The following is a 25,411-nucleotide window of genomic DNA, read 5'->3' as shown; positions in this document are numbered from 1 at the left end:
CGCAAAGGGATAATCCTGGACGATATGGAGGACGCCTCCGCTGCTGCGATCATCGACGCCCGCGGCACAGTGACGGGGTGGAGCGAGGGTGCCCGGCAGCGTGACCGGCTATCCGGCCGAGGAGGCCGTGGGCCGGCCCGTACGGGAACTGCTCGCCGAGGACGTGCCGCCCGAGGCGGTGTCGGCGCGCTCGGGCACCGTCATGGTGCGGCACCGCGACGGCTACCTCGTCGGGGTCCGGGTCAGAGCGTGCGCCGTGACCGGCCGGCACGGGGAACCCGACGGATTCGTGATCACCGCCGCGCCACCCGGCCCCGACGAGACCTCCCTCGCCGGCCGCGCGTTCCAGCAGGCGTCCATGTCCATGTCCGTCTTCGACACCGGCCAGCGCTACCTGCGGCTCAACGAGGCCGCCTGCCACGTGATGGGCGTCTCCGAGGAGACCCTGCTCGGCCGGCACTTCCCGGAGACCGTCGAGGAGGCGGAGTACAGCCGCGGCTTCAACTGGCACCTGCGCCACGTCGTCGAGACAGGCCGGCCCCTGCGGTACGAGAGCTACACCGGCGCACCGGCCCTGAACCGGGAGCACGCCTGGGTCACCGAGATGTGGCCGGTCCGGGACAGCTCCGGGGAACTCGTGGGCACCGCCCTGGCCGCCTTCGACAGCACCGAGCAGTACTGGGCCCGGCAGCGGCTGGCCCTGCTCAACGAGGCCGCGGCGGCCATCGGCACCACCCTGGACGTGGTGCGCACCGCCGAGGAGCTGACCGAGGTCATGGTGCCCCGGTTCGCGGACTTCGCGAGCGTCGACCTCTTCGACTGGGTCCTCGGCGCGGACGAGCCGCCTGCGGCGTCCGCCGAGGAGGTCACGCTGCGGCGGGTCGCCCACGGCTCCGTCACCGAGGGCACCCCGGAAGCCGCCGTCCACCTGGGAGAAGTGGACGTCTACCCCTCGTTCTCGCCGATCGCCCGGGCCATGCGGGAGGGCCGGGCGATCCTCAGCCAGGCGGGGGAGCCGGCGTTCATGCGCTGGGTCGCCGAGCGCAACGCGCGCGCCCCCGGCGGACGCCCCTACCGGCTGGGCGCCCACTCGATGATGGCGGTGCCGTTGCGGGCCCGCGGCACCACCCTCGGTGTCGCCGTCGCCGTGCGCATCCACCAGCCGGACGACTACGCCGACGACGACGCCGTGTTCGCCGAGGAACTCGCCAGCCGGGCCGCCGTCTGCGTCGACAACGCCCGCCGCTTCGCCCGTGAGCGCACCACCGCCCTGGCCCTCCAGCACAGCCTGCTCCCCAAGGGCCTGCCCGGCCAGGCCGCCGTCGAGGTCGCCCACCGCTACCTGCCCTCCGGCTCGGCGGCCGGCATCGGCGGCGACTGGTTCGACGTCATCCCGCTCTCGGGCAGCCGGGTCGCCCTGGTCGTCGGGGACGTCGTCGGCCACGGCATCCCCTCCTCGGCGACCATGGGCCGGCTGGTCACGGCCGTACGGACCCTCGCCGACGTGGACCTGCCGCCGGACGAACTCCTCACCCACCTCGACGACCTGGTCACGCACCTCGCCTCCGACGACCAGGGCGACGAGGTCCCGGAACTCGGCGCGACCTGCCTGTACGCCGTCTACGACCCCGTCACGCGCCGCCTGAACCTGGCCGCCGCCGGGCACCCCGCCCCCGCCCTCGTGCTGCCCGACGGCTCCACCCGGCTGATCCCCATGAGCGCGGGGCCCCCGCTGGGCGTCGGAGGGCTGCCGTTCGAGGCGACGGAGCTCCAGCTGCCCGAGGGCTCCGTCGTCGCTCTCTACACCGACGGCCTCGTGGAGGACCGCTACCGCGACGTCGACCACGTCACCGACGAGCTGTGCCGCGCCCTGACCGTGCCCGCCGACTCGCTCGACGCCCTGTGCGACACCGTGCTCAAGGCCGTCCTGCCGGAGGAGCCCAGCGACGACGTGGCGCTGCTGCTGGCCCGCACCCGGGCGCTCGGCGCGGACCAGGTCGCCACCTGGGACGTGACGCCCGACCCCGCGCAGGTGGCCGCCACCCGCCAGGCCGCCACCGACCAGCTGACCGCCTGGGGCCTGGACGAGACGGCCTTCGTCACCGAACTCGTCGTCAGCGAGCTGGTCACCAACGCGATCCGGTACGGCGCCGCGCCCATCCAGCTCCGTCTGATCCGCGACCAGACGCTCATCTGCGAGGTGTCCGACGGCAGTTCCACCTCCCCGCACCTGAGGCGGGCGCACCAGGACGACGAGGGCGGCCGCGGCCTGCTGCTGGTCGCCCAGCTCACCCAGCGCTGGGGCAGCCGGCAGACCACCCGCGGCAAGACGATCTGGTGCGAGCAGTCGCTCACACCACTGTTCTGACCGGCCCGGGGCGCGTGAGCGACGGCCGCCGGTGCCGCTGCCGGCCCTGGTCCTGACGGAGCCCTGGTCCTCTCACGCCGTCAGGACGCGTCCACGCTGTCCGGGGTACAGAACTCCGCCGCGACGGCCGCGTCCTCCAGGCGCTGCTCGCCCCAGTCGCCGTTGCGGTTCATGGTCATGGCCTGCCGGCCGTCCGCCGAGGCCAGGGCGCGGGTCGCGGAGCCGGGGATCATGCCGCCGTGGCCCCAGGCCCAGCAGCCCTGAGCGAGCTCGAAGTGCCGCAGGCCCAGGCCGTAGACGTCCTGCGGACCGCCATGCCCCTTGTCCCCGTCGACGGGGACGGCGTCGAGCAGTTGCCGCTGCTGGGCGGGCGGCAGCAGGTCACCGGCGAGCAGCCGGGACAGGAACCTGTTGACGTCGCCGACCGTCGAGATCATCTGTCCTGCGGAGAAGGCGACGGTGGGGCTGAACTCGGTGACGTCACGCACCGTCGCCCGCGGCCCGTCCTCGAACAGCGTGGAGTAGTGCCTCGCGTGCGGTGCGGGCAGCCGGGGCGATGCGCCCGGCACACTCGTGCCGCGCAGACCGAGGGGCCGTATGACGAGGCGCTCGACCGCGTGCGCGTAGCTGCGGCCGGTGGCCTTCTCGATGACCATGCCGGCGAGGAGGTAATTGGTGTCCGAGTAGTCCCACCTGCCGGGCCGGCCGGGCCTGCTGCCCTGCTCCGGCTGGAAGTTCGGAGGGTGGCGCAGGGCGATGTCCACCAGCTCGCGCGGCGACCACCTGACGTGGCGGTTCCGCTCGAACTCGTCCCCCGCGTACCGGGCGCGGAAGCCCTCGTCCATGTTGTAGTCGAAGATTCCGCTCGTGTGGTTGAGCAGGTGCCGCACGGTGATGTGCGCGGGCCGGTACCCCTTGCCGTGCACCACTCCCGGCAGCCACAGGGCCACGCTGTCGTCCAACGACAGCTTCCCCTCGGCTTCGAGCTTCAGGAGCACCGTGGCGGTGAAGGTCTTGGTCACGCTGGCGATGCGGAACCTCTCGTGCGTGCTCCGAGGCCGCTCCGTGCCGAGCGCGCGGACACCGGCCCGTCCGGCCCAGACCCCGTTGCGGTCGCGTACCTGGGCGATGACTCCGGGCGTGCCCTGCGCGACGATCTCGTCCAGGACGGCCTGGGTCCTGGTGTGCGCGGCCTGTTGCTTCACGTGTAATCGCGGCGGAGGGGGGTCGGCCGCACAGGAGGGGACGGCGGCGAGCAGTCCCAGGACGGCGACGAGGGAGACGAGGAGCGGACGGCGGGACGACTGCTGATGGCTCATGGGATCAGCTCACCAAGTGGCCGGCCCTCACACCATCGGGAACCACCCGGAAAGGCATCGGGGACACGACCTAGGGGCGTCCCACGGCTCCGCCCTTCGGCAGGGACAACGGGGCCGCCTCACTCCCCGGCCGCGTCCGCCGCGACCTGGGCGAGGGTGCGGCCCGACTTGGCCGAACGCGCGCGCCGGGGATCCGGGGCGCCGTGGGTGCGGGATCCGCCCCCGGCCCGCTTCACCAGCAGCCAGGCCTCTTCGCCGTCGCCGTCCCGGTCGCCGCGGAAACGGGTGAGGGCGTAGTCTCCGTGCAGCTTGGAGCCGCGCAGCCGGAACGTGGCGTGCCCGCGCTCCAGCGACTCGGCGAAGTCGACGGGCCGCCCCTCGCGGTCGTGGCTGAGCGGCTCGTACGTGCCGTGGTCCCAGACGATCACCGTGCCGCCGCCGTACTCGCCCCGCGGGATGACGCCCTCGAACTCCTCGTACTCCAGCGGATGGTCCTCCGTGGGCACGGCCAGCCGCTTGTCCTTCGGGTCCGCCGAGGGGCCCTTCGGGATCGACCAGGACTTCAGCACGTCGTCCACCTGGAGGCGGAAGTCGAAGTGCATCGTGCTCGCGTCGTGGATCTGCACCACGAACCGGGGCCGGTCCGCTGCGGCGGCACCGCTGCCCCGTGGCTCGCCGGTCCGGTCGAAGTCGCGTTTGCCGCGGTAGTCCCGCAGCCGGTCCCGGTCGGCCACGTGCGGCTCCTTCCTGCCTCGCGGGCCCGGGTACCCGTCAGAACTCCTCGTGCACCTCGGGGTCCCCGCCGACCCGCCGGTGCGCCCGGTCCGCGACGGCCGTCATCTCGTCCTCGCTCAGCTCGAAGCCGAAGACGTCGAGGTTGGCGCGCTGCCGCTCGGGGCTCGCCGACTTCGGAACGGGCACCGCGCCGAGCTGCGTGTGCCAGCGCAGCACGACCTGCCCGGGCGTCACCCCGTGCGCCTCGGCGATCCGCGCCACGGCCGGGTCCCGCAGCAGGGGCGTGCCCCGGCCCAGCGGGCTCCAGCTCTCGGTGACGATGCCCTTGCCCGCGTGGAAGGCGCGCAGCTCCTCCTGCGGCAGGTAGGGGTGCAGCTCGATCTGGTTGACCGAGGGCAGCACCCCGGTCTCCTTCTCCAGCCGCTCGATGTGCCCGGCCGTGAAGTTCGAGACGCCGATCGACCGCACGAGACCCTCCTCGCGCAGCTTGATCATGGCCTTCCAGGAGTCGACGTAGCGGTCCACGCGCGGCAGCGGCCAGTGGATCAGGTACAGGTCGACGTAGTCCACGCCGAGGCGGGCCCGGGACTCCTCGAAGGAGGCGAGGGTCTCCTCGTAGCCGTGGTGGCGGCCCGGGAGCTTCGTCGTCACGACGATCTCCTCGCGCGGCACCACGCCGGCGGCCACGGCACGGCCGACCCCCGTCTCGTTGCGGTAGTTCGTCGCCGTGTCGATCAGGCGGTAGCCCGCCTCCAGGGCCGAGAGGACGGCCGCCTGCGCCTCGTCGTCGCCGAGCGGCCAGGTGCCCAGGCCCAGGGCGGGGAGCGTCGTACCGTCGTTGAGCGTGTGCGTCGGGATGCTGATCACCGTCGGACCTTCCCGTTGACTGTGTCGTCCCTCCAGCGTCACGGATAGGGTGAGCAATGATCAACCGGACAGGTGGGGGATGAGGACGGCGGACGGCATGGGCAGCGCGGGGCGGAAGCCGGCGACGGGATCGGGGCGTCCCACCTCGCGGGACGTGGCCCGGCTCGCCGGGGTGTCGCACACCGCGGTCTCCTTCGTGTTCAACGGCCGCGCCGAGGGCAACCTCTCGCCCGCCACGCAGGAACGCATCCGGCAGGCCGCCGCCCAGCTCGGCTACCGGCCCGACCCCGTCGCGCGCGGCCTGCGCCGCAGCCGTACGGCCGTGATCGGCCTGGTCACCGACGAGATCGCCTCCTCCCCGTTCGCCGGGCGGCTGCTGCGCGGCGCGATGGACACCGCCTGGGCCGGGGAGCACCTGGTCCTCACCGTCGACTCCGGCGGCGACCCGGCCAAGGAGGACGCGGCGGTCGCCGAACTCCTCGACCGGCGGGTCGACGGCATCATCTACGCGGCCATGTCCCTGCGCCGCGTCCGCGTCCCCGAGGGCCTGCACCGCACCCACTCCGTGCTGGCCAACTGCCTGCCCGAGGACGACTCCCTGCCCGCCGTCATCCCCGCCGAGCGCGCGGGCGGCCGTACGGCGGCCCGGCTGCTGCTGGAGCGGGGGCACCGGCGCGTGGCGCTCGTCGGCGGGCAGGACGACATCGCCTCGGTGGAGCGGCTGCGCGGCTTCCGCGACGCGCTGCGCGCCGAGGGCATCACCGTGCCGAGGGACTGGGTCGTGCGCACCGGCGGGGAGATCTCCGGCGGGTACGAGGGCGCCGCGCGCCTGCTCGACGGGGCGCCGGCCGAGCGGCGGCCCACCGGGATCTTCGCGTACAACGACCGGGTCGCGGCGGGCGTCCTGCACGCCGCGACCCGGCTCGGGATCGCCGTACCCGGCGAGCTGTCGGTGGTGGGCTACGACGACCAGGAGCACATGGCCGCGTACCTCGCGCCGCCCCTGACCACCGTCGCCCTGCCCCACCGGGCCATGGGAGAGGCCGCCGCCCGGCTCCTGCTGGACGCGATCGCCACCGGCCGGACGCCGCCCGCCACCGTGCGGCGCCTGGCCTGCCCGGTGATCAGCCGCGCGTCGGTGGGACCAGCTCCCATCCGGTGACGGTCGCGTCCGGCTGGGAAACGTCCAACACCCTGACGTCGTCGGCCCGTTGGTAGACGCGCTCGGTGACCGTGGCCCGGTCGCCGACGAACAGCTCGTACAGGGAGCCGTCGACCAGGACACGAACGGTGAGCTCTGCCACCGGGGGCACCTGGGCGACGACGGGCGCCCCGGCCGCCGTGCGCGGCCAGGCGTCCCGCTCCAGGGTCACCGTGCCCTCGCCCGGGTCCAGCAGGACCGTCAGCTCGGCGCCCGAGGCCGAGCGCAGCAGGCTCACGGCGGTCCGTTCCCGCGCGGAGACGGTCAGGTCGTAGGCCGCGGGGAGTGCGGTCCGGCCGGGCGCGGTGACGAACGGCTCGGCGGCGCGCAGCCGGTCCAGCTCGGGGGCCGGGCTCACGCGCAGCGCCCCGTCCGGGTGGACGTCGACGACGCGGGGAGCGGTCAGCACCCCGGCCCAGTCGGCGTCGCCCTGGTCCCGGGCCTCCCAGGACCAGCCCCACATCAGGGCCCGGTCCGGCTCCTGGAGCACGGCCGGGGCGTAGAAGTCGCGGCCGTGGTCGAGCCGGCCGCCCGCGCGGGCGGAGAAGCGCAGGTCGGTGTCGAGATGGCCCGTCAGGTATCCGGTGGTCCACGGATGGCCGTCCCACAGCGACACGACCAGCACCCACTCACCTCCGCTGGTCGCGTACAGCTGCGGGCACTCCCAGCCGGTGGCCCGGTCCCCGAACGCCGCTCGGGCGGCCGGGTCGTGGCCGTCCAGGAGCACCCCGGCGAACCGCCAGTCGGTCAGGTCGTCGCAGTCGTACAGCAGGACGGACGGAGTGCCGTCGCCGTGGCCCGCGCCGACGAGTGCCCAGCGCCGGCCCTCGTGCCGGAAGACGAACGGGTCGCGGAACATGACCACGTCCAGGCCCTCCGGCGGGCCCGTCACCACCGGCGTGGGCAGGGCGGTCCACTCGGTCAGCGCGGGGTCGTCCGGGTCCGCCGCCCGGGCCAGGCAGACCGCGCCGAGGCCGGTGTGGTGCCGGTCGACCCCGGTGTAGACGGCCGTCGGCACGCCCGCGTCGTCGACGACGCACCCCGACCAGCAGCCCGCCTCGTCCGGGCCGCCCGGCGCCGGAGTGAGCGCGATCGGGTGGTGCTCCCAGCGGGCGAGGTCAGGGCTGGAGGCGTGGCCCCAGTGGACGTTGGCGTGCACCGGGGCGTCCGGGTTGTGCTGGTAGAAGAGGTGGTAGCGGCCGCGCCAGCGGAAGGGACCGTTCGGGTCGTTCATCCAGTGGGCGGGCGGACGGACCCGGAAGCGCGGGGCGTGCGGGTCCTGCGGGGGAGCGGCGAGGCTCAACGGTTGACTCCAGCGGACGTGATGCCCTCGCGCAGAGGGCGCTGGCCGACGACGAACACGAGGACGGCGGGGATCATGGAGAGCACGACACCGGCGAGGACGACGGAGATGGAGCCGGTGCCGAGGTTGCCCTGGAGCGAGACCAGCCCCAGCGGCAACGTGTAGTTCTGGCCCGACGTCTCCAGGATCAGCGGCCGGAAGAACTCGTTCCAGTGGTAGTTGAAGGCCAGGACACCGACGATCGCGAGGCCGGGCGCGGCCAGCGGGGCGTACACGGACCGGAAGGTCCGCCAGGGCCCGGCCCCGTCCAGCATGGCCGCCTCGCCCAGGTCCTTGGGCATGCCCAGGAAGTACTGCCGCATCAGGAACGTGCCGAAGGCGGTCGGGAACGCCGGGATGATCAACCCGAGCAGGGTGTCCGTCAGGCTCATCGACTTCAGCACCAGGAACACCGGCACGATGGTGACCTGCAGCGGCACCATCATGGTGGCCAGGACCAGGCCGAACAGCGGCTTCTTGAAGCGGAACTCCAGCCGGGCGAAGGCGTAACCGGCCAGCCCCGCGGTGATCATCTGGCCGATCGCGATCAGGCCCGTGACCAGCGTGGAGTTCAGCGCCAGCAGCCACACGTCGATCTGGTCGAACACCCCGCGGTAGGCCTCGGTGGAGGGGTTGGTGGGGATCAGCTGCGGCGGCAGGTCGAACGCCTCGGCGGGGGTGCGCAGCGAGGTGGAGACGGTCCACACCACCGGGCCGAGCGTGAGCAGCGCGCACACGGTCAGCCCGGCGATCCGCGCCCAGGGCGCCAGCCCGTGCCGCACGCGGCCGTAGGACAGGGTTGTTTGGCTCATGGGAGGACTCACCCGGCTCACTGGTAGTGGACGAAACGCCGGCTGAGCCGGAACTGGAGGGCGGTGACCGCCATGATCAGCACGAACAGCAGCACACCCACCGCGGACGCCTCGCCGAAGCGGAGCTGCTCGAAGGCGTTCTCGTAGATGACCATCACGACCGTGCGGGTGGCGTCGCCCGGCCCGCCGTTGGTGAGGACGTAGGGCTGCTCGAAGACCTGGAGCGCGTTGATGATGCCGACGACGGACGCGACCAGCAGGGTCGGCGACAGCAGCGGCAGGGTGACGGACAGGTGCTTGCGCAGGCCCGTCGCGCCGTCCAGGGCGGCGGCCTCGTGGATCTCCTTGGGGATGTTGTTCAGCCCGCCGACGAACAGCAGGAACGAGAAGCCGAACTGCTGCCAGACGTAGACCAGGACCACCGTCGCCATGGCCGCGTTCTCCGACGTCAGCCAGGGCACCGGCGCGATCCCGACGAAGCCGAGCAGCCAGTTGACCACCCCGAAGTCCTGGTTGAACAGGTACTTCATCACCACCGAGATGGACGCGGCGGACAGCACCAGCGGGAAGAAGAACGCCGAACGGAACACCGACCGCAGCCACACGGGCATGCGCCCGTTCACGGCCAGGGCCAGCACCAGCGCGACGAGCAGTTGCAGCGCCACCGCGAGCACCATGAACACCAGCGTGTTGCGGAAGGACACCAGCACGGTCTCGTCGCCGAACACCTCGCCGTAGTTGGAGAGCCCGGCGTAGGACGGCGAGTCGATCACGTTCCAGTGGAAGAGGCTCAGCACGACCGAGCCGATGATCGGCACGACCGTGAAGACGACGATGCCGACGATCGTCGGGGCCAGGAACAGCGTGGCGAGCAGCCGGGTGCCGCGGTCGCGCGCCGGGGGCCGCTGTGCCGCCGGGGACGGCGGCGTCCCGGGCCGGGCGGCCCGTGCGGGCGGTATCTGGGTGTTCGTCATACCTCACGCTCCATGGCCTTCTCCAGATCGCCCTGCATCCGGCGCAGCGCGGGACGCACCGAGCGCGGCGAGGCCAACGCCGTGCCCGTGTGCTTCAGCAGCACCTGCTCGACCTCGGCGACCTGCGGCGGCGCCGGGATCGGTCCCGTGTCGGGGAACCGGTCGAGGGTGTCGTAGAAGACCGGCCAGTGCGCCGGGCCGGTCTTCTCGTAGCGCTCGGCGGTCAGCAGCGAGCGGCGGGCCGGGGTCGTCTGGTTCGTGGCGAACAGCCGGTCCAGGGTGTCCCTGCGGGCGGCGTACTTGATGAACTCCCACGCCTCGTCCTGCATCGTCGAGGTGCGCAGCAGCGCGTAGCCCGCCGCGCCGTACTGCATGCGCTGGGTGCGCCAGCGCGGGAAGTACTGCACGTCGAACCCGTCGCGATCCATGCCCGCAAGGTGCAGTCCGCCCGCCCAGAAGCCGCCCGCCGGGGTGACGCCGACCCGGCCGGTGGAGAACACGCCGATGAGGTTCTGTCCGTTGCCGCCCTCGGGGCGGGTGCACAGGCCCTCCTGGATGAGCGAGGCCAGGTAGTCGTAGACCTCCTCCACCCGGTCGTGCGTGGCCTGCGGCGTCGTCCAGCGGAAACCGCCGCCGCGGCCCACGCGCTGCCCGGCCGGGTAGAAGCCGTCCCACAGCCACTGCCCGCCGGGCGCCTTCGACTCGGCGAGCAGGTTGGTGTCGTTGGCGAACAGCCAGGGCACCACGCCGCCCCACAGCCGGTTGGTCCAGAAGTACGGCGTGAAGCGGGAGCCGCTCGACCTCTTCATGTCCCGCAGCAGCGCCGTGAAGTCGTCGCGGGTCCAGTCGGCCGGCGGGAACGCGGCGCCCGCCCGCTTCAGCACCTGCCGGTTGAAGTACATGTCGGCCGCGTTGAACTCCACCGGCAGCTGGTAGAGGCTGCCCTCGTACATCATCGACTCCACCAGCGAGGGGTGGACGTCGGTGAAGTACTCCTTCAGCTCGGCCGCGTCCCGCTTCACCCACTTGTCCAGGGCCACGCCGAGGCGCTGCGCGAACAGCTGCACGCCCTCGGTGGCGACGTAGACGAGGTCGGGGGCGGTGCCGGCGGCGACCTGGGTGAGGATCTTCGCGAAGAAGTCCGACCAGTCGACGGCCTGGACCGCGTTGATCCGGAGCTTGATGCCGGGGTGCAGCTCGGCGAAGCCCTCCTGGAGCGTGCGGATGGCCTCCGGCCCGTAGGCGGGGCCCAGGGTGGCGACGACGAGGGAGCCGTCGTCCCGGCCGGGGATGTCGGCTCCGGTGAGCCGGTCCCAGCTCGCGGCGGTGCCCGCCAGGGCGGCGGCTCCCGCCCCGTAGGCGCCGTACCGCAGCAGGGCGCGGCGGGTGAGGTGCGAGTCGGTCATCGTGTGAAGGGCCTAACTCGTGTTAGCCGTGGGTTGATGCCCCAGATGATGTGAGCGCGACGAGAACCTGTCAAGGCGTGCGACCGCTTGACCTTTAACGAGTTAGGTCCGAAAGTCCTGATCCCATGAGCCGAAGTCACCGACGGGAGGAACGAGTGTGATGGGCGGGATCACCAGGAGAGCGCTGTTCGCCGGGTCGGCCGTGGGAGCCGCCGGGACCCTGCTGCCCGCGGCGGGCCCGGCAGCGGCCAAGCCCCGGACGAAGCAGGCGAGTTACCGGGCCGCATACCACTTCACCGTCCCCGAGCAGTGGAAGAACGACCCGCAGCGCCCGGTCTGGATCGACGGCGCGTACCACTACTACTACCTCCACAACGCCGACTACCTCACCGGCGAGGTCGGCACCGCCTGGCGCCTGGCCACCAGCCGTGACCTGGTCTCCTTCACCGACCAGGGGATCGCCGTGCCGAAGGACACCACCCCCAACGGCGACGTCTGGTCGGGCTCGGCGGTGGTCGACAGCGGGAACACGGCGGGCTTCGGCGCGGGCGCGGTCGTCGTCCTGGCCACCATGTCCCCGCACGACGGCCCGGCCGACCAGGCCCAGTACCTGTACTACTCCACCGACGGCGGCCGCACGTTCACCCCGCACGGCACCGACCCGGTGCTGCCCAACCCCGGCGTGCGCGACTTCCGCGACCCGAAGGTGATCCGCGACGAGGAACGCGGCCGGTGGGTGATGACCCTCGCCGAGAACGACAAGGTCGGCTTCTACCACTCCGCCGACCTCAAGTCCTGGAGGTACGTGAGCGGCTTCGTGCGCGGCGGCATCGGGGTGCTGGAGTGCCCCGACCTGTTCCGGATCCGCGCCGCGGACGGCACGGCGAAGTGGGTGCTGGGCGTGAGCGCCAACGGCAAGGGAGCCGGGCTGCCGAACACGTACGCCTACTGGACGGGCTCCTTCGACGGCAGCGCCTTCACCGCCGACGCGGCCGATCCGCAGTGGCTCGACCACGGCTGGGACTGGTACGGGGCCGTCACCTTCGACAAGCGGGACGCCGGCGGCACGCTCGACGAGCGCACCCGCTACGCGATCGGCTGGCTGAACAACTGGGACTACGCCCACATCACGCCGACGATCGACAGCGACGGCTTCAACGGCACCGACTCGATCGTCCGCGAGGTGACGTTGGAGCGCGGGGGCGACGGCACGTACCACCTGGCGTCCAGGCCGGTCGCCGCGCTCGACCGCTACGTCTCGCGCACCGTACGGCTCGGCGACCTGGCGGTGGAGGGCACCCGCCTCCTCGACCACCGCGGCACCGCGTACGAGCTGACCTGCGAGATCACCTGGGACCAGGCGGCGGGCGCGGGCCTGCAGCTGCGGCGTTCCCCGGACGGCGTCCGGCACATCGACGCCGGCGTCCACCGCGACTACGCCTTCCTCAACCGACGCCCCAGCGTGTCCCCGGACCTGTCGGGCAGGTGGCAGGAGAGCCGCAGCCCGTTCGACGCGTCCGCGCGCAGGGTGCGCCTGCGGATCCTGGTCGACCGCACCTCCGTGGAGATGTTCGTGGACGACGGCCGGTACACCCACTCGTCGGCGGTGTTCCCCTACCTGGTCGACACCGGGCTCGCGCTGTTCACCATCGACGGCAAGGCGGTCTTCCGCGACGTCGTGATCCGCGAGTTCGAGGTGTGACAGGCGTGGGCGCGGTGTCGCCCCGCACGGCGATCGCTGTCACGATCTCCGGGACGGACCACGCCCACGACCAGCGGAGCACGCATGACGACGGAGAACCGGACGACGGACGAGGCGGCGCGGGAGGCCGGGGTGGAGGTGAGGCCGGTCGCCGGGTACATCGGGGCCGAGATCAGCGGAGTCGATCTGGCCGCGGACCTCGACGACGCGGTGGTCGCCGCGATCCGGGCGGCGGTGCTGCGGTGGAAGGTGGTGTTCTTCCGGGGGCAACGGCTGGACCACGCCGGGCACGTGGCGCTCGCGCGGCGGTTCGGGGAGCCGGTGGTGCTGCCGCGGCGCGGCAAGGCCTCGCCGCCGGACGTCCCCGAGATCGAGACGACCGCCGACCGGCTGGAGCTGGGCGGGCGCTACGGCATGGAGCACGACGAGTGGCTGCGGCGCCGCCGCCACACCCTGCTGCGCGGCTGGCACTGCGACCACGGCGCCCGTGTCGACCCGCCCGCCGCCACGATCCTGCGCGCCGAGACCGTCCCGCCCTACGGCGGCGACACCACCTGGGCGAACCTTGCGGCGGCGTACGCCGGACTCTCCGCGCCGCTGCGGGAGTTCGTCGACGGGCTGCGCGCCGAGCACCGGCTCGGCGTCGGCTACCAGCCCCGCCCCGGCGACGACGCCTACGTCCGCCACCTGCTGGACCGCCAGGTGGCCTCGCTGCACCCCCTGGTGCGCGTCCACCCCGAGACGGGCGAGCGGATCCTGTACGTCAACGGCTACTACGTCGAGCAGATCGCCGGCCTCTCCCGGCCCGAGAGCAGCGCGATCCTCCAACTGCTGCTCGAGCAGGCGGTCCGGCCCGAGTACACCGTCCGGTTCCGCTGGGAGCCGGGCAGCGTGGCCTTCTGGGACAACCGCGCCACCATGCATCTGGCCCCGAGCGACACCGCCCACCTCGACCACCCGCGGATCATGCACCGGGTGATGCTCGCCGGGGACGTGCCGGCCGGGGTGGACGGCACGCCCTCGGAGGCGATCACCGGGAGCGAGCCCGGCCGCTGGTGAGGGTCAGGCGGCGGGCCGCCACCCCAGCGCCGGGCCGAGCTTCGTCGCCATGTCGGTGAGGATCTGCACGTAGTCCTCGTGCGCGAAGGTGAACGGCAGTGCGAACGCCACCTCGTCCACCTCCCGGAACGCCGCGTGCGCGTGCAGCCGCTCGGCGATCTCCGCCGAGGTGCCGACCAGGTCCGGCGCGAACAGCAGCCGTGCCGGACCGTGCGGTTCCGCCGTACGCGGGGTGCGCCGGGCGGCGTACTCCTCGTACCGGGCGCGCTGTTCCGCCGAGGCCGAGTCCGTGGGGATGACGACCAGGCCCTGCGACACCCGGGCCGCCTCGCCGTCGGGGTGGGCGGCCCGGAAGGCCCGGATCTGGGCCAGCTGGATCTCCGCGAAGTCGTACGGGCCCTCGGGCTCCTCGGCCTTCACGACGCTGCTGGTGAGGAGGTTCATGCCGTGCTCGCCCGCCCACCGGGCCGACCGCAGGCTGCCGCCGCCGTACCACAGGCGCCGGCCGAGGCCGGGGGAGTGCGGCTGCACCCGGTCCGAGAAGGTCTCGAAGCCCTCCACGCCCCTGAAGTCCGTCGCCGGCTCGCCCCGCACGAAGCCCAGCAGCCGCTCCACCCGCCCGTAGCCGAAGTCCTCGGCGTCGGCCGTGTCCGGGTAGAGGGCGCCCTTGACCTCGTCGAAGTGCATCGGCGGGCCCACGCTCACGCCCGGGTTGAGCCGGCCGCCCGACAGCAGGTCGACGGTGGCCAGGTCCTCCGCGAGGCGCAAGGGGTTCTCCCAGCCGAGCGGGGTGACCGCCGTGCCGAGTTCGATGCGGCGGGTGCGCTGGGAGGCGGCGGCCAGCACGGCGACGGGGGAGGAGATGCCGTACTGGAGGTGGCGGTGGCGCAGCCACGCGCTGTCGAGGCCGAGGCGCTCCCCCAGCTCGATGATCTCCAGCGTCGACTCGTGGCCCCGGCGCGGATCCGCCTCGTCGAACAGCCCGATGGTCAGGAAACCCAGCTTGCGCAGCGGTCGCGGAGTCGGTGACACGGACCCTCCATCATTGAACGTTCAATGGCTTATGGCTGTGCCAACCCGGCGGCCTCCCGCGCTGTTCCCGCCGCGGCGGGTCAGGACAGCGGGATCGTCACCTCGTCCTCGACCGGCGGGTCGATCTCCTGGGCACGGTTGCCGGTGGCCGCGTAGCAGCGCAGCCGGACCGCCTCCGGGGAGACGTCCAGGCGCAGGAAGCACTTGAAGAACGGCGGGCTGTACGTCGCCGAACTCGGCGAGAACAGCGACGTGTAGATCTTCCGCACGGGCAGCCGGAACCGCTTGGCCCGGTCGGGGCGGCGACCCGTGCCGAGCAGCCCGGCGACCAGCCGCACGCGCCGGGTGACCCGGGTCGAGGCGTCCGGGGTGCGCGCGGGCGTGATGCCCAGGCGCTCGGCGATCACGGCGGTCGCCTCCGCCTCGGTGAGCGTGAAGAAGCGGGGCAGGCGCATCCGGCGGCCGTAGAGCCGGCTGTAGAAGGCGAGCGAGTCGCCGCGCAGCGGGTAGCAGCGGAAGTCCCGCTCGGTGACGCCGGCGACATCGACCCGGGGGATGGTGTGCGTGGCGTGCATGAACGCCCCGCCGCCGCCCGCGACCACGTACTGGAGGGTGCGCCCGTCGTCCAGCCGGACCGGATAGCGCTGGTAGTTGTGGATGTCGCCGCCGATCGCCGCCACGTAGTGGTGCGCCGGGTCGCGGACGATGTCGTCGACCGTGCCGCCCCCTTCGATGGCGCACGGCTCGTGCCGGCCGTCCACGTACAGCGGCGATCCCGTGATCAGGATCTTCGGGCGGGGTCCCTGGGAGATCTCCCGCAGCCAGGCGCCCTGCTCGGCGTCGAGTGTGCCGAGCAGACCGGTGTCGATGCCGATGATCCGCACCGGCCCCGCGTCGATCGCCCAGTAGGGCCCCGGCTGGACCGCCCGTTGGCCGGGCGCCGAGCGCAACTTCCTCGCCTCGTCGAGGCGTTGGCCGTCCTCCGGGCGCGGCCGGTGCCACAGCAGCGACCGCAGCCAGGCCCGGGTCAGCGGACGGGGCCGGGGTTCGGGCGGCAGGGGCGGGGCGTCGTCGCAGAAGACGCGCATGAACCCGCCGAGATCCTCGTACCAGTCGTGGTTGCCGGGGATCGCGTAGATCGGCGCCCGGTAGTCCCGGTACGGGCGGAAGAACTTGGTGCCGTAGTCGTCCGCGCTGCCCACCGGGTAGATCACGTCACTGGCCAGGATGGCGAAACGGGTGTCCTGACCGGTCTTCAGGAAGCCCGGCACCACGGCGTACTGGGGGTCGTCGCCCTCGCCGGTGTCGCCGATGACCAGGAACGAGAACCGGTCCGGGTCGTCACGCCGGATCACCTTGTCGGCCGGTGCCCCGGCGGCCTCGCGCTGTGCCACCCACCGGCCGCGCGTCCGGCCGGTGGGGTCGCCGAACCAGGAGGCCAGTACGCCGTTGCGGGCCGCCCACAGCATCCTGGGGTCGAGCCAGGAGATCTTCTCGACCCGCTGCGGCATCAGCCGCCGGTAGTCGCCGCGTTCGGCGCCGCCCCAGCCGGCGCCTGCGGCGGTATCGCGTGAGGAGTCAGACACCGGGGCACCGTAACAACCGGTCTTGCTACCGCCCGCAGGCGGGCCGCTCACCGCCGGCGGGCGCGCGCCACCGTGTCGTGCCCCGAACCGCGCGGTGCCGGGACGGAGTTGGCGGCCGTGGCCGTGGCCGTGGCCGTGGCCGTGGCCGTGGGGTGGGACGGGGACGGCCGCTCGCCCAGCACGAGCAGCGGATCGAACATCACCACGACCCCGGCCAGCAGCAGGAAGACGACCGGCCCCAGCAGCATGGGCAGCAGCAGCGACAGCGGCGACTCACCGGCCCACGTACCGCCGGGGGTGTCGTGCACATGGACGCTGACGGCGGCCATGCCCGTGTAGTGCATCCCGGACACCGCCACGCCCATCACCAGGCTCGCCCCGAGACTCGTCCACAGGCCGCGGACCGTGACGGCCGCCCAGAGCGCGGCGGTCGCGGCGGCGATGGCGATCAGCACGGACAGCGTGACCCCGAGCGGGTCGTAGCCGATGTCGCCGTTCAGCCGCATCGCCGCCATGCCCAGGTAGTGCATGACCGCGACGCCCAGTCCGGTGACGACACCCGCTACCGCCAGGGTCGCGCCGCCCGTGCCGCGGTAGCCGACGATGAAGACGCCGACGCCCACCACGACGACGGCCACGACGAGACTGAGCACCGTCGTGGCCGCGTCGTACCGGACCCGGGTCTCCTCCACGTGGAAGCCGATCATGGCGATGAAGTGCATCGTCCAGATGCCGCATCCGATGGAGGCGGCGCCTAACGCCAGCCACCCCGGCTTCCACGACTGCGTGTTCAGCAGCGAGCGCACGATGCACCGCAGCCCCAGCGCCCCGCCCAGACAGGCCATCACATACGCCGCCACCGGGGTCACCGCACCGTAGCGGAACCCCTCGACCGTGCCGTCCATGAGCCAACTCCCCCCGAGTCACGGCTGTGTCCAGCAAGGTCTACGCGCAGGGATCGGGCGCGAGCAAGCCCTTACCGACGGTAGGGCGGCAACTTCTGCCGACGGGGAGTCGATTGGGGTCAGAATGTGCGCTTCAGCAGGTCGAGCAGAGCCACCCAGTGCCGCTCCTCGCCCTCCTGGTGGTAGGAAGCGGTGTCCTTCTGCGTGAAACCGTGGGGCGCGCCGGCGTACACCTCGCACCGGTGGCGGACGCCCGCCGCCGTCAGGGCCTCCTCCAGGCGCTCGATCTGCTCCGGCGGCAGCGACGGGTCCTGGTCGGCGTGGCCGAAGTACAGCTCGGCGGTGACCCGGCCGGCCACCAGGTGCGGGCTGTCCGGTGTGTCCGTCGCCAGCCGTCCGCCGTGGAAGCCCGCCGCGGCCGCGACCCGCTCCGGATACGTGCCGGCGGTGAGCAGCGACAGACGGGCGCCCATGCAGTACCCGGTGAGCGCGACCGGCCCGTCCGCCGCGGCGGGGGACTCGGCCAGCCACCGCAGGTAGGCACCGGCGTCCCGCATCGCCCGCTCGTTCGTCAGGTCCCGCATGACCGGCATGATCCGCTCGAATATCTCCGGACGCGCCCCCGGGTCGATGAACTCGGGCAGATCGAACAGGGGAGCGCGGCCGTGCCGGTAGAACACGTTCGGCACCAGCACCGTGTAGCCCTCGGCGGCCAGCCGGTCGGCCATCGACCGCAGCTGCGGACGCAGCCCGAAGGCGTCCATGAAGAGCAGGACCGCCGGGTGGGCGGCCCCGTCGGCGGGACGGGCCAGATACGCGTCGGCGGTGCCGTCCTCGGTGGGGATGTCGACAGCGGTTCCCTGTACGGCGGTCATGGCTGGGCTGCCTCTCTGCGGGGGAGCGGGTAGGAACCCGTCCGCGTGGACCGGGCGGATCACGGTCATCGTGGCACGCCCCTTCCGGGGCATTTCGCCCACCCCACGGCACGCGGCGCAACCGTGAACGGCCCTTGGCGCGCCCTTTACCCGAACCGTGCGGTGCCGCCTTACTCGAACCGTGAGATGTCGCCGGCGCCGCGCCGCACGATCTCGGCCTCCCCGCCGGAGAAGTCGATGACCGTGGTCGGCTCGGTGCCGCAGTCACCGGAGTCGACCACGCCGTCCAGCACGTGGTCGAGGAGGTCCTTGATCTCCCAGCCCTGCGTCATCGGCTCCTCCTCGCCCGGCAGCAGCAGGGTGCTGGACAGCAGCGGCTCGCCCAGTTCCGCGAGCAGCGCCTGCGTGACGACGTGGTCGGGGATCCGCACCCCGACCGTCTTCTTCTTCGGGTGCTGCAGCATGCGCGGCACCTCCTTCGTCGCGGGCAGGATGAAGGTGTAGCTGCCGGGTGTCGACGCCTTGATCGCGCGGAACACGTCGTTGTCGACCCGCACGAACTGGCCGAGCTGCGCGAAGTCCTGGCACACGAGGGTGAAGTGGTGCCGGTCGTCCAGCTTGCGGATCGTGCGGATCCGGTCGATGCCGTCGCGGCTGCCCAGGCGGCAGCCGAGCGCGTAGCAGGAGTCCGTGGGGTAGGCGACCAGGGCGTCCGCACGGATGCTGTCGGCGATCTGGCCGATGGTGCGCGGCTGGGGGTTGTCGGGGTGCACGTCGTAGTACTTCGCCATCCGTCGAGCTTATGCCGCCCGTGTGCGGGGGCCGAGCAGGCGGGGTACCGGGGCTGCCGGGCGCGCGTGCGGTGCGCGGGCAGGCGGCCGAGGAGGCGCCGGGAAGAGGGCGTGTGCCGTTCGGCGTTCGGACCGGAAGGAGAGGTCGGCGCACGTGGGGTAACGTCCCCGACCGGTGTGCCGGAGGCGGCGCGGAGAGCGAGGGGAAGGCCGAGGTGGCTGGCCGTGAGGACGGGAACCGGCAGCAGGGGACGCCGGCCGGTACGGCGTGGGCGGAGGAACTGCTGGAGCACCTGCGCCCGGCCGGACGCGACGTCCGCAGGGTCGCCGCCTGGCTCTCCGGCGCCGTGCGCGGGTCGGTCGCCCTGCAGGACGCCACCGGGAACCTCCTCGCCGGCACCCGGTTCCCGCTCGACCCCGGCCTCGTCGCGGACATCACCGCGGGCCGCATCGCCTCCGCCGCGTGGGAGGGCCAGGGGCGCCACCTGCGCCTGGTCCGGGTGGAACACCCGTCCCAGGCGTGCGTCCTGGCCGTCTCCCGCGAGGCCCCCTTCGACCGGCGGGCCGCCGACGTCGTCACGCACACCGCCCAGGTGATCGAGCTGCTGCTGACGGCGGGCGAGTCGACCGCGGCCGGACACCGGCTCCAGCGGGCCACCTCCGACCTGCGCCTGGCCATCCTGCAGCTGCTGATGGTCGAGGACACCATCGCCGCCCGCCGGGTCGCCGCCGGGCTCTGGCCCGGACTGCTCGACGCCGAGACGGCGTGCGTGTACGTCGTCGAGTCCGATCCCGCCGCCCGGGACCGCATCGCCGAGGAGTGCCTGGAGCGGACCCGGGAGGAGGCGCTGGTCGTGCGCTGCCCGGCCATGGAAGGCCACGTGATCGTCGTCGGCCCCCGCGAGACCACCGGCGACGCCCTGCGGTCCCTGGTCGGCCGGCACCCCGACCTCTTCCTCGGCGGCAGCGTCCGGCAGAGCCTCGCGCGCACCGCCACCGCCTACGGACAGGCCGTCAGCGCCCTCGCCGTCGCGCACTTCCGGCCCGACAAGACGGCCGTGTACGCCGAACGCACCCACCCCGAACGTCTGATGGACCCGGCGGCGCTGCGCCGCTGGACGGCCCGCCTGCTGCGCCCGCTCGACACCCTGCCGCACCACACCCGCGCCGAACTCCTCGCCACCAACCGCCTGGGCCTGGAGTTCACCGCCGTCAACGCCGCCAAGGTCCTCGGCGTCAGCCGCAACACCGTCCGCGCCCGGATGGAACGTGTGGAGACCCTGCTCGGCACGGACTTCGCCGACCTCACGGCCCGGGCCGTCGTCCACCTGGCGGTCAACACCCGGATCGGCCTGCCCGACGCGCAGTTCGCGAGCGACACCGCGCACCCGGGGCCGCGCCTGGCCGACCTGCTGTCCGGGCCCGCCGTGCGCACCTGGGCGCAGAACCTGCTGGGCCGGCTCGACGCCGACGCGAGGAACCCGCGCCGGACGCTGCGCACCTGGATCGCCGCCGGCGGCAACGCCGAACGGGCCGCGCAGGCCCTGGGCATGCACGCGCAGACCGTGCGCGAGCACGTCCGCAGCGCCGAACCGGTCCTGGAACGCCAGCTGCTGGCCGCGGGCACCGACCTGTACGAGGTCGTGCTCGCCCATCTGGCCGTGGGCGACCTCGACCTGCCGGTTTTCCACCACCGCGGGTGACCGGACCGCCCTCCGCGCAACCGGTTGGCACGCTCCAGCGGGACGAAACAGGGCCATCCGGACTCGGCTGTGCACGGGTGAGTCCTGCCGCGCCGGCAGCGGGCATCGACACGGTTCACAAGCCCTCGGCCCTGCACGTAAGTTCGAGGAACCGCGGGGGCTCGACCGGAACGGGGGACCGGTCGCGCTCCCGCGCCCTGCCCGTACGCCCGGCGGCCTCAGCCCCGCAGCCGCACCGGGATCTCCTGCCAGCCGAAGGCGATGAACGACGGCACCTGGCGCAGGCCCTCGTCGCCGGCGGCCAGGCGCAGCCCGGGGAAACGGCCGAACAGCGCCGGCAGCGCGGTGAGGGCCTCCAGACGGGCCAGCGGCGCGCCGATGCAGCGGTGGACCCCGATGCCGAACGACAGGTGGTCGTCGGCGGCGCGCGTGGCGTCGAAGACGTCCGCGTCCGGCCCGTAGTGCTCCGGGTCCAGTCCCGCGGCGGCGTACGTCGTGATGATGGCGTCCCCGGCCGGGATCTCGACGCCGCCGACGCTGAGGTCGGTGACCGCGAACCGGAGCGGCAGCGACGCGATCGAAGGGTGCGCGCGCAGCGTCTCGTCGACGACGGCGTCCCAGCCGATCTCCCCGGACCGCACGGCCGCCAGCTGCTCGGGGCGGCGCAGCAGGGCGACGGCCGCGTTGCCCATGAGGTTGACCGTCGTCTCGAACCCGGCGCCGATGACCAGCAGCAGCGTGTACAGCAACTCCTCGTCGCTGAGCCGGTCGCCGTCCTCGTCCCGGACCCGGATCAGCTCGGTGGTCATGTCGTCACCGGGGTGCGCCGCCTTGTGCGCGATCAGCGCGGGCAGCACCGTGCCGATCTGCCGCTGCACGGACGCCGCGTGCTCCGGGCTCGGGTCGGAGGTGTCCATGATGGCCGCGACGAGCCGGACCGTGTCCTGCCGTAACGCGTCCGGCACGCCGAACAGTTCGCAGATGATCCGCATCGGCAGCGGATGGGCGAACCCCTCCTTGAGGTCCACGACCTCGTCGCCGGCGGCGTCGAGCGCGTCCAGCAGCTCCGCCGTGATCGCCTCCACGCGGGGCCGCATCGCCTCGGTGCGCCGGTGCGTGAAGCTGGGCGCCACCAGCTTGCGCAGCCGGGTGTGGTCGGCGCCGTAGGTGGAGAGCATGTTGACCACGCCCACCCAGCCCAGGATCCAGCCCCAGGACGGATGCTCGCCGACCTCGGGCCACAGCCGCCAGTGCAGTCGCGGGTCCCGGCTGACCCGCGGGTCGAGGATGAGTTCCTTCAGCGTGTCGTACCGCGTGGGCGCCCAGGCCGGGATGCCGCCGGGCAGCTCCACCGGCACGATCGGGCCGAGGGCGCGCAGCCGGGCGCTCTCGCCGGCGATGTCGGCGCCCAGCGGGTCGAGGGCGATGCGGTCGGTCACGGTCACGGACGTCCTCCAGGGTGGTCGGGGGAGCGGGGGCTGAAACGGACGGGCAGCGCCGTCAGCGAACGGTGGAAGGGGCCGGGCCGCCAGGTGAGGCCCTCGCGGGGCAGCACCGGTTCCAGGTCGGGCAGCCACTGGGTGAGCCGTTCGATCGCCTCCGTGGCGATGAGCAGCGTGGGCTGCCGGACGGGGCAGGCGTGCGGGCCCGCCGACCAGGACAGGTGGGAGGCGTCACCCGGGCGGCGGTCCTCGACGCGTTCCTCCTCGGCGGCCTGGGTGAGCGCCCCGTACGAGATCACCACGGGCACCGCGGCCCTGATCCACACGCCGTGGAAGTCGACGGGCGTGCGGGCGTAGTGGACGCCGTAGTTGGCGAGCGGCGTCTCGTGGTGCAGGACGTCCAGCACCGCCTCGGTCACGGGCCGGGCGCCGCTGGTCAGCGTCGAGTAGAAGGCGGGGTTGCCGAGGATCCTGGACAGCGCGTTGGACAGCAGGTTGGACGTCGGCTCGTAGCCCGCGCCGAGCGTGAGGAACACCTGCCAGGTGACCTCCTCGGGCGTCAGCCCCGCCGGATGGTCCAGCAGCCAGCTCGGCAGGTCCTCGCCGCGCCGGGCGGTCTTGGCCGCGATCAGCTCCAGCACGTATCCGGCGTACTCGGCCTCGCCCGCCGCGGACCGGGCGCCGCCCTCGACCACCTTGCCGATCGCGGCGTCCAGCCGGTCGCTCGCGCTGTCCGGCATCCCGAACAGGCTGTTGAACACCAGCGCCATCAGCGGCCTGGTGAACTCGCCGACCAGGTCGGCCTCGCCCCGCGGCCCGATCCGGCTCACCAGCAGGTGCACGGCCCGGTGCACCCGGGCCCGCAGGTCGTGCGGCTCCACCAGGTCGAAGGCGTCGATCAGCGAGGTGCGGTAGCGCAGGTGGGCCGCGCCGTCGGCGAACAGGGTGTTGGGCCGCCAGCGCATCATGCCGAGCACCGGCGAGTCGTCGGGGACGGTCGCCTCCCACGGCCGGGGATCGCGCGAGAACGTCTTCGTGTCGTGCAGCAGGTCCAGCGCCGCCCGCCGGCCGGTCACGACGTACGCCGGCACACCGGGCGCGAGTTCCGCCCAGCCGACCGCGCCGTGGGCGCGCAGGGCGGCGTAGTAGGGGCGGGGGTCGCGGGCGAAGCCGTCCTCCCAGAGGCGGACGGGGGCCGTGCGGGAGAAGGCCTGCTCGGCGGGGGACGGGTGGGTCACCGGGGCTCCGGGGGGTGGTGGTCGATCAGGTGCTGGACCAGCGCGAGCAGGGCGTCGACGGAGGAGTCCGCCTCCCGCGCGTCGCAGGTCAGCATCGGCGTGGTGGGTTCCAGGTCCAGGGCGGCGCGCAACTGCTCGGGCGTGTGGTGGCGGGGCGCGTCCGGGAAGGTGTTGAAGGCGACCGCGTACGGCAGTCCGGACTCCTCCACCAGCCCGAGCACGTCGAAGGAGGCGTCGATCCGGCGGGCGTCGACCAGGACGAGCGCGCCGAGCGCCCCGTGGGCGATGTCGTCCCACAGCGCCCGGAACCGCTCCTGGCCGGGGGTGCCGAACAGGTACAGCACGATCCCGCCCGGCAGGCTGATCCGGCCGAAGTCGATGGCGACCGTGGTGGTCGACTTGTCCCGCACCCCGGCGAGATCGTCCACCCGCGCGGACGCTTCGCTCAGCGGCTCCTCGGTGTGCAGCGGGCGGATCTCCGAGACGGACCGGATGAGGGTCGTCTTGCCCACCCCGAAGGGCCCGGTGACCAGGATCTTCACCAGGTCCCGGGCGGTGTCGGGCAGGTGGATGCCCGCACCGCCGGGCCGCTCGTCAACGGTGCTTGAGGTCGCGGAGGCCATCGGCCACTCTCTTCAGCAGGTCGGGGTCGAAGCGCCGGGCGGGCGGGATCGGCGCGCGCGCCAGCGCCAGGTCGCGGTCGATGAGGTCGGCGGCCAGCACGAGCACCGCCGAGACCGGCAGCCGCAGCAGGGCCGCGGCCTCCACCACCGTCAGCGACCCGTGCTCCAGTTCCTCCAGCAGCGCCGCCTGGGCGGCGGGCAGATCGGCCGGGGCCCGCTCACCGCTGCGGGTGAGGACCGACAGCCGCTCCAGGTGGGCACGGCTGGGCCGCGCCACCCCACCGGTCGACAGGTACGCGGGAACCAGGGGACGGCCGCCTCGGCGGCCGGTCATGCCGGCGCGTCGCCGTCGGCACCTCGGGCTCCGGCGGCCATCGCCTTCTCGCCCAGCCGCGCCACCTGCGAGTGGACCCGGTGGGCGAGCAGGTCCAGCCGCACCTCGGGATCGCCGTACGCGGCCACGCAGGTGCCGTGGTCCGTCGGCACGATGAGCACATAGCCGTGGTCCGACTCGATGACGACCTGCCGGATGTCGGCCCGGTCGGTGTCGGCGAACGCCGCCGCGGCGGTGCGGCAGGCGCCCTGCACCGTGCTGGTGATCGCCGCGACCCGCTCGGCCGACGGCTGCGACAGCGCGTCCGTGTAGCCCGTCACGAGCCCGTCCCGGGTGAGCAGGACGGCGGCCACGACGTGCGGCACCTCCAGGACCGGTTCGAGCACCCATGCCGTGTCCCCCGTTGCGCGGCTGCTCATCGAGCCGTTCCCCCTTCGTCGTCGTTCCGGCCGTGACCGGTGTCGTCGGCTGCCGTTCCGGCCGTGGTGGTGGCCGGGGCACCCTCAGATACGGCTGGGACGGCCCCGGTGTTCGGACCGGTGGCGGAACGGGCCGCCGCCGTGCCGGACTGGAGGGCGCCGAGGGCGGCGGCGGACTCCTCGGGCGGCGGCGCGTGCCGCCGCGGGCGCGTCGGCCGGGCCGGCGGTCCGGCTGCGGCGGCGCCGCTGGGGAGGCCGCCGCTGTCACGCGGGCCGGGGTGACCGGAGGCCGGGGCGAGGCCGGGTCGATGTGTTCCGTGCCGTAGCCGTGATCGGCGCCGGGGGTGGTGGGGGTGCCGGGGGCGGTGGGGGCCGCGGGGGACGTGGGGGCCGCGGTGGCGGCGGGGTGCGGTTCGTCCCGGGGGTTCGTGGCCGGCCGGGGTCCGTCGGGCGCGGTGGCCGGGGCGGGTGACTTCGGTCCGGCACCGTCGGGCGCGGTGGCCGGGGCGGGTGACTTCGGGCCGCTCGGCGTGTCCCGTGTCGGCGTCCTGCGGGTCGACCGCGGGGCGCTCGCCGCTGGCGGCAGTTCCTCCGGGTCGATCCGGGTCAGCAGGTGGCTGTCGATCAGCAGCACGGCCCGCACCCCGCCGTACGGGGACGGGGAGGACAGGTCCACGC

At 73.3% G+C, this 25,411-nt stretch carries 21 protein-coding genes and 1 pseudogene; 5 read left to right on the top strand and 17 right to left on the bottom strand.

Translation table 11 applies throughout. The features are described 5' to 3' along the window. The first annotated feature begins 24 nt into the window (after nucleotides 1-24). Nucleotides 25-2,368: pseudogene (locus tag C1703_RS00720) on the top strand (SpoIIE family protein phosphatase). 80 nt (nucleotides 2,369-2,448) lie between these two features. On the opposite strand, the gene C1703_RS00715 reads toward C1703_RS00720, so the two are convergent. The 3 genes from C1703_RS00715 to C1703_RS00705 all read right to left on the bottom strand — a co-directional run bounded on the left by C1703_RS00715 (nucleotide 2,449) and on the right by C1703_RS00705 (nucleotide 5,289). Next, nucleotides 2,449-3,573 (bottom strand): serine hydrolase domain-containing protein, encoded by a 1,125-nt coding sequence (locus tag C1703_RS00715; RefSeq protein ID WP_232840367.1) that lies wholly within the window; start codon nucleotides 3,571-3,573, stop codon nucleotides 2,449-2,451. Nucleotides 3,574-3,806: 233 nt separating this feature from the next. Further along, nucleotides 3,807-4,421: a DNA polymerase ligase N-terminal domain-containing protein gene (locus C1703_RS00710; RefSeq protein WP_114250021.1), complete on the bottom strand. Its 615-nt coding sequence runs from the start codon at nucleotides 4,419-4,421 to the stop codon at nucleotides 3,807-3,809. 37 nt (nucleotides 4,422-4,458) lie between these two features. Next, the gene (locus C1703_RS00705; protein ID WP_114250020.1) at nucleotides 4,459-5,289 is read right to left on the bottom strand and encodes an aldo/keto reductase; all 831 of its coding nucleotides are present in this window, start codon (nucleotides 5,287-5,289) and stop codon (nucleotides 4,459-4,461) included. Between the two features lie 97 nt (nucleotides 5,290-5,386). Here C1703_RS00705 and C1703_RS00700 point away from each other — a divergent pair, with 97 nt between their 5' ends. Beyond that, nucleotides 5,387-6,451: a LacI family DNA-binding transcriptional regulator gene (locus tag C1703_RS00700; RefSeq protein WP_114257222.1), complete on the top strand. Its 1,065-nt coding sequence runs from the start codon at nucleotides 5,387-5,389 to the stop codon at nucleotides 6,449-6,451. Here C1703_RS00700 and C1703_RS00695 read toward each other — a convergent pair. From C1703_RS00695 to C1703_RS00680, 4 genes are read right to left on the bottom strand one after another with little or no spacing between them, the layout of a single operon-like run. Next, on the bottom strand, nucleotides 6,414-7,793 hold the full coding sequence (locus tag C1703_RS00695; RefSeq protein ID WP_114250019.1) for a glycoside hydrolase family 32 protein: 1,380 nt from the start codon (nucleotides 7,791-7,793) through the stop codon (nucleotides 6,414-6,416). The two genes, C1703_RS00700 and C1703_RS00695, sit on opposite strands and share 38 nt — an antisense overlap. Continuing rightward, nucleotides 7,790-8,644 carry a carbohydrate ABC transporter permease gene (locus tag C1703_RS00690; protein ID WP_114250018.1) on the bottom strand — a complete coding sequence of 285 codons (855 nt, stop codon included), beginning with the start codon at nucleotides 8,642-8,644 and terminating at the stop codon, nucleotides 7,790-7,792. The genes C1703_RS00695 and C1703_RS00690 overlap by 4 nt, the downstream gene beginning before the upstream one ends. A 17-nt stretch (nucleotides 8,645-8,661) precedes the next feature. After that, nucleotides 8,662-9,618 (bottom strand): sugar ABC transporter permease, encoded by a 957-nt coding sequence (locus C1703_RS00685; RefSeq protein WP_114250017.1) that lies wholly within the window; start codon nucleotides 9,616-9,618, stop codon nucleotides 8,662-8,664. Next, nucleotides 9,615-11,024: an extracellular solute-binding protein gene (locus tag C1703_RS00680; protein ID WP_114250016.1), complete on the bottom strand. Its 1,410-nt coding sequence runs from the start codon at nucleotides 11,022-11,024 to the stop codon at nucleotides 9,615-9,617. The genes C1703_RS00685 and C1703_RS00680 overlap by 4 nt, the downstream gene beginning before the upstream one ends. A gap of 160 nt (nucleotides 11,025-11,184) precedes the next feature. Between C1703_RS00680 and C1703_RS00675 the strand changes: the two genes are divergently transcribed. Further along, the gene (locus C1703_RS00675) at nucleotides 11,185-12,726 is read left to right on the top strand and encodes a glycoside hydrolase family 32 protein (protein WP_114250015.1); all 1,542 of its coding nucleotides are present in this window, start codon (nucleotides 11,185-11,187) and stop codon (nucleotides 12,724-12,726) included. An 84-nt stretch (nucleotides 12,727-12,810) separates the two neighbouring features. Then, nucleotides 12,811-13,785: a TauD/TfdA family dioxygenase gene (locus tag C1703_RS00670; RefSeq protein ID WP_114250014.1), complete on the top strand. Its 975-nt coding sequence runs from the start codon at nucleotides 12,811-12,813 to the stop codon at nucleotides 13,783-13,785. A gap of 3 nt (nucleotides 13,786-13,788) precedes the next feature. Here the strand turns inward: C1703_RS00670 and C1703_RS00665 are convergent, their stop codons facing one another. The 5 genes from C1703_RS00665 to C1703_RS00645 form a co-directional block, all read right to left on the bottom strand. Continuing rightward, complete coding sequence (locus C1703_RS00665; protein WP_114250013.1) at nucleotides 13,789-14,817, bottom strand: LLM class flavin-dependent oxidoreductase; 1,029 nt, start codon at nucleotides 14,815-14,817, stop codon at nucleotides 13,789-13,791. Between the two features lie 80 nt (nucleotides 14,818-14,897). Then, complete coding sequence (locus C1703_RS00660) at nucleotides 14,898-16,403, bottom strand: metallophosphoesterase (protein ID WP_114250012.1); 1,506 nt, start codon at nucleotides 16,401-16,403, stop codon at nucleotides 14,898-14,900. A gap of 47 nt (nucleotides 16,404-16,450) precedes the next feature. Next, nucleotides 16,451-17,308: an MHYT domain-containing protein gene (locus C1703_RS00655; protein ID WP_114250011.1), complete on the bottom strand. Its 858-nt coding sequence runs from the start codon at nucleotides 17,306-17,308 to the stop codon at nucleotides 16,451-16,453. A gap of 119 nt (nucleotides 17,309-17,427) precedes the next feature. Further along, entirely contained in the window at nucleotides 17,428-18,183 is a 756-nt protein-coding gene (locus C1703_RS00650) for a dienelactone hydrolase family protein (protein ID WP_114250010.1), read from the bottom strand. Nucleotides 18,184-18,353: 170 nt separating this feature from the next. After that, complete coding sequence (locus C1703_RS00645) at nucleotides 18,354-18,974, bottom strand: L-threonylcarbamoyladenylate synthase (RefSeq protein ID WP_198678046.1); 621 nt, start codon at nucleotides 18,972-18,974, stop codon at nucleotides 18,354-18,356. 215 nt (nucleotides 18,975-19,189) lie between these two features. Here C1703_RS00645 and C1703_RS00640 point away from each other — a divergent pair, with 215 nt between their 5' ends. Beyond that, entirely contained in the window at nucleotides 19,190-20,677 is a 1,488-nt protein-coding gene (locus tag C1703_RS00640; RefSeq protein ID WP_114250009.1) for a helix-turn-helix domain-containing protein, read from the top strand. Between the two features lie 218 nt (nucleotides 20,678-20,895). Here the strand turns inward: C1703_RS00640 and C1703_RS00635 are convergent, their stop codons facing one another. From C1703_RS00635 to C1703_RS00615, 5 genes are read right to left on the bottom strand one after another with little or no spacing between them, the layout of a single operon-like run. Continuing rightward, on the bottom strand, nucleotides 20,896-22,122 hold the full coding sequence (locus C1703_RS00635) for a cytochrome P450 (RefSeq protein WP_114250008.1): 1,227 nt from the start codon (nucleotides 22,120-22,122) through the stop codon (nucleotides 20,896-20,898). Then, on the bottom strand, nucleotides 22,119-23,357 hold the full coding sequence (locus tag C1703_RS00630) for a cytochrome P450 (protein ID WP_114250007.1): 1,239 nt from the start codon (nucleotides 23,355-23,357) through the stop codon (nucleotides 22,119-22,121). The genes C1703_RS00635 and C1703_RS00630 overlap by 4 nt, the downstream gene beginning before the upstream one ends. After that, nucleotides 23,354-23,980 (bottom strand): ATP/GTP-binding protein, encoded by a 627-nt coding sequence (locus tag C1703_RS00625; protein WP_114250006.1) that lies wholly within the window; start codon nucleotides 23,978-23,980, stop codon nucleotides 23,354-23,356. Before C1703_RS00625 ends, C1703_RS00630 begins: the two co-directional genes overlap by 4 nt. Continuing rightward, nucleotides 23,952-24,314 (bottom strand): DUF742 domain-containing protein, encoded by a 363-nt coding sequence (locus C1703_RS00620; RefSeq protein ID WP_114250005.1) that lies wholly within the window; start codon nucleotides 24,312-24,314, stop codon nucleotides 23,952-23,954. Before C1703_RS00620 ends, C1703_RS00625 begins: the two co-directional genes overlap by 29 nt. After that, a complete protein-coding gene (locus tag C1703_RS00615) occupies nucleotides 24,311-24,733 on the bottom strand; it encodes a roadblock/LC7 domain-containing protein (protein WP_114250004.1) in 423 nt (140 codons plus the stop codon). Before C1703_RS00615 ends, C1703_RS00620 begins: the two co-directional genes overlap by 4 nt. Between the last annotated feature and the right edge of the window lie 678 nt (nucleotides 24,734-25,411).

It is taken from the genome of Streptomyces sp. Go-475 (assembly GCF_003330845.1).
Taxonomy (GTDB): Bacteria; Actinomycetota; Actinomycetes; order Streptomycetales; family Streptomycetaceae; genus Streptomyces.
The sequence above is the reverse complement of the archived record's forward strand: the minus strand, read 5'-3'. Positions and strand labels throughout refer to the sequence as shown.

Coding starts and splice junctions, on each gene's coding strand:
- C1703_RS00700 (WP_114257222.1), top strand. CDS start 5,387: ATGGGCAGCGCGGGGCGGAAGCCGGCGACGGGATCGGGGCGTCCCACC.
- C1703_RS00690 (WP_114250018.1), bottom strand. CDS start 8,644: ATGAGCCAAACAACCCTGTCCTACGGCCGCGTGCGGCACGGGCTGGCG.
- C1703_RS00685 (WP_114250017.1), bottom strand. CDS start 9,618: ATGACGAACACCCAGATACCGCCCGCACGGGCCGCCCGGCCCGGGACG.
- C1703_RS00680 (WP_114250016.1), bottom strand. CDS start 11,024: ATGACCGACTCGCACCTCACCCGCCGCGCCCTGCTGCGGTACGGCGCC.
- C1703_RS00675 (WP_114250015.1), top strand. CDS start 11,185: ATGGGCGGGATCACCAGGAGAGCGCTGTTCGCCGGGTCGGCCGTGGGA.
- C1703_RS00670 (WP_114250014.1), top strand. CDS start 12,811: ATGACGACGGAGAACCGGACGACGGACGAGGCGGCGCGGGAGGCCGGG.
- C1703_RS00655 (WP_114250011.1), bottom strand. CDS start 17,308: ATGGACGGCACGGTCGAGGGGTTCCGCTACGGTGCGGTGACCCCGGTG.
- C1703_RS00650 (WP_114250010.1), bottom strand. CDS start 18,183: ATGACCGCCGTACAGGGAACCGCTGTCGACATCCCCACCGAGGACGGC.
- C1703_RS00645 (WP_198678046.1), bottom strand. CDS start 18,974: ATGGCGAAGTACTACGACGTGCACCCCGACAACCCCCAGCCGCGCACC.
- C1703_RS00625 (WP_114250006.1), bottom strand. CDS start 23,980: ATGGCCTCCGCGACCTCAAGCACCGTTGACGAGCGGCCCGGCGGTGCG.
- C1703_RS00620 (WP_114250005.1), bottom strand. CDS start 24,314: ATGACCGGCCGCCGAGGCGGCCGTCCCCTGGTTCCCGCGTACCTGTCG.
- C1703_RS00615 (WP_114250004.1), bottom strand. CDS start 24,733: ATGAGCAGCCGCGCAACGGGGGACACGGCATGGGTGCTCGAACCGGTC.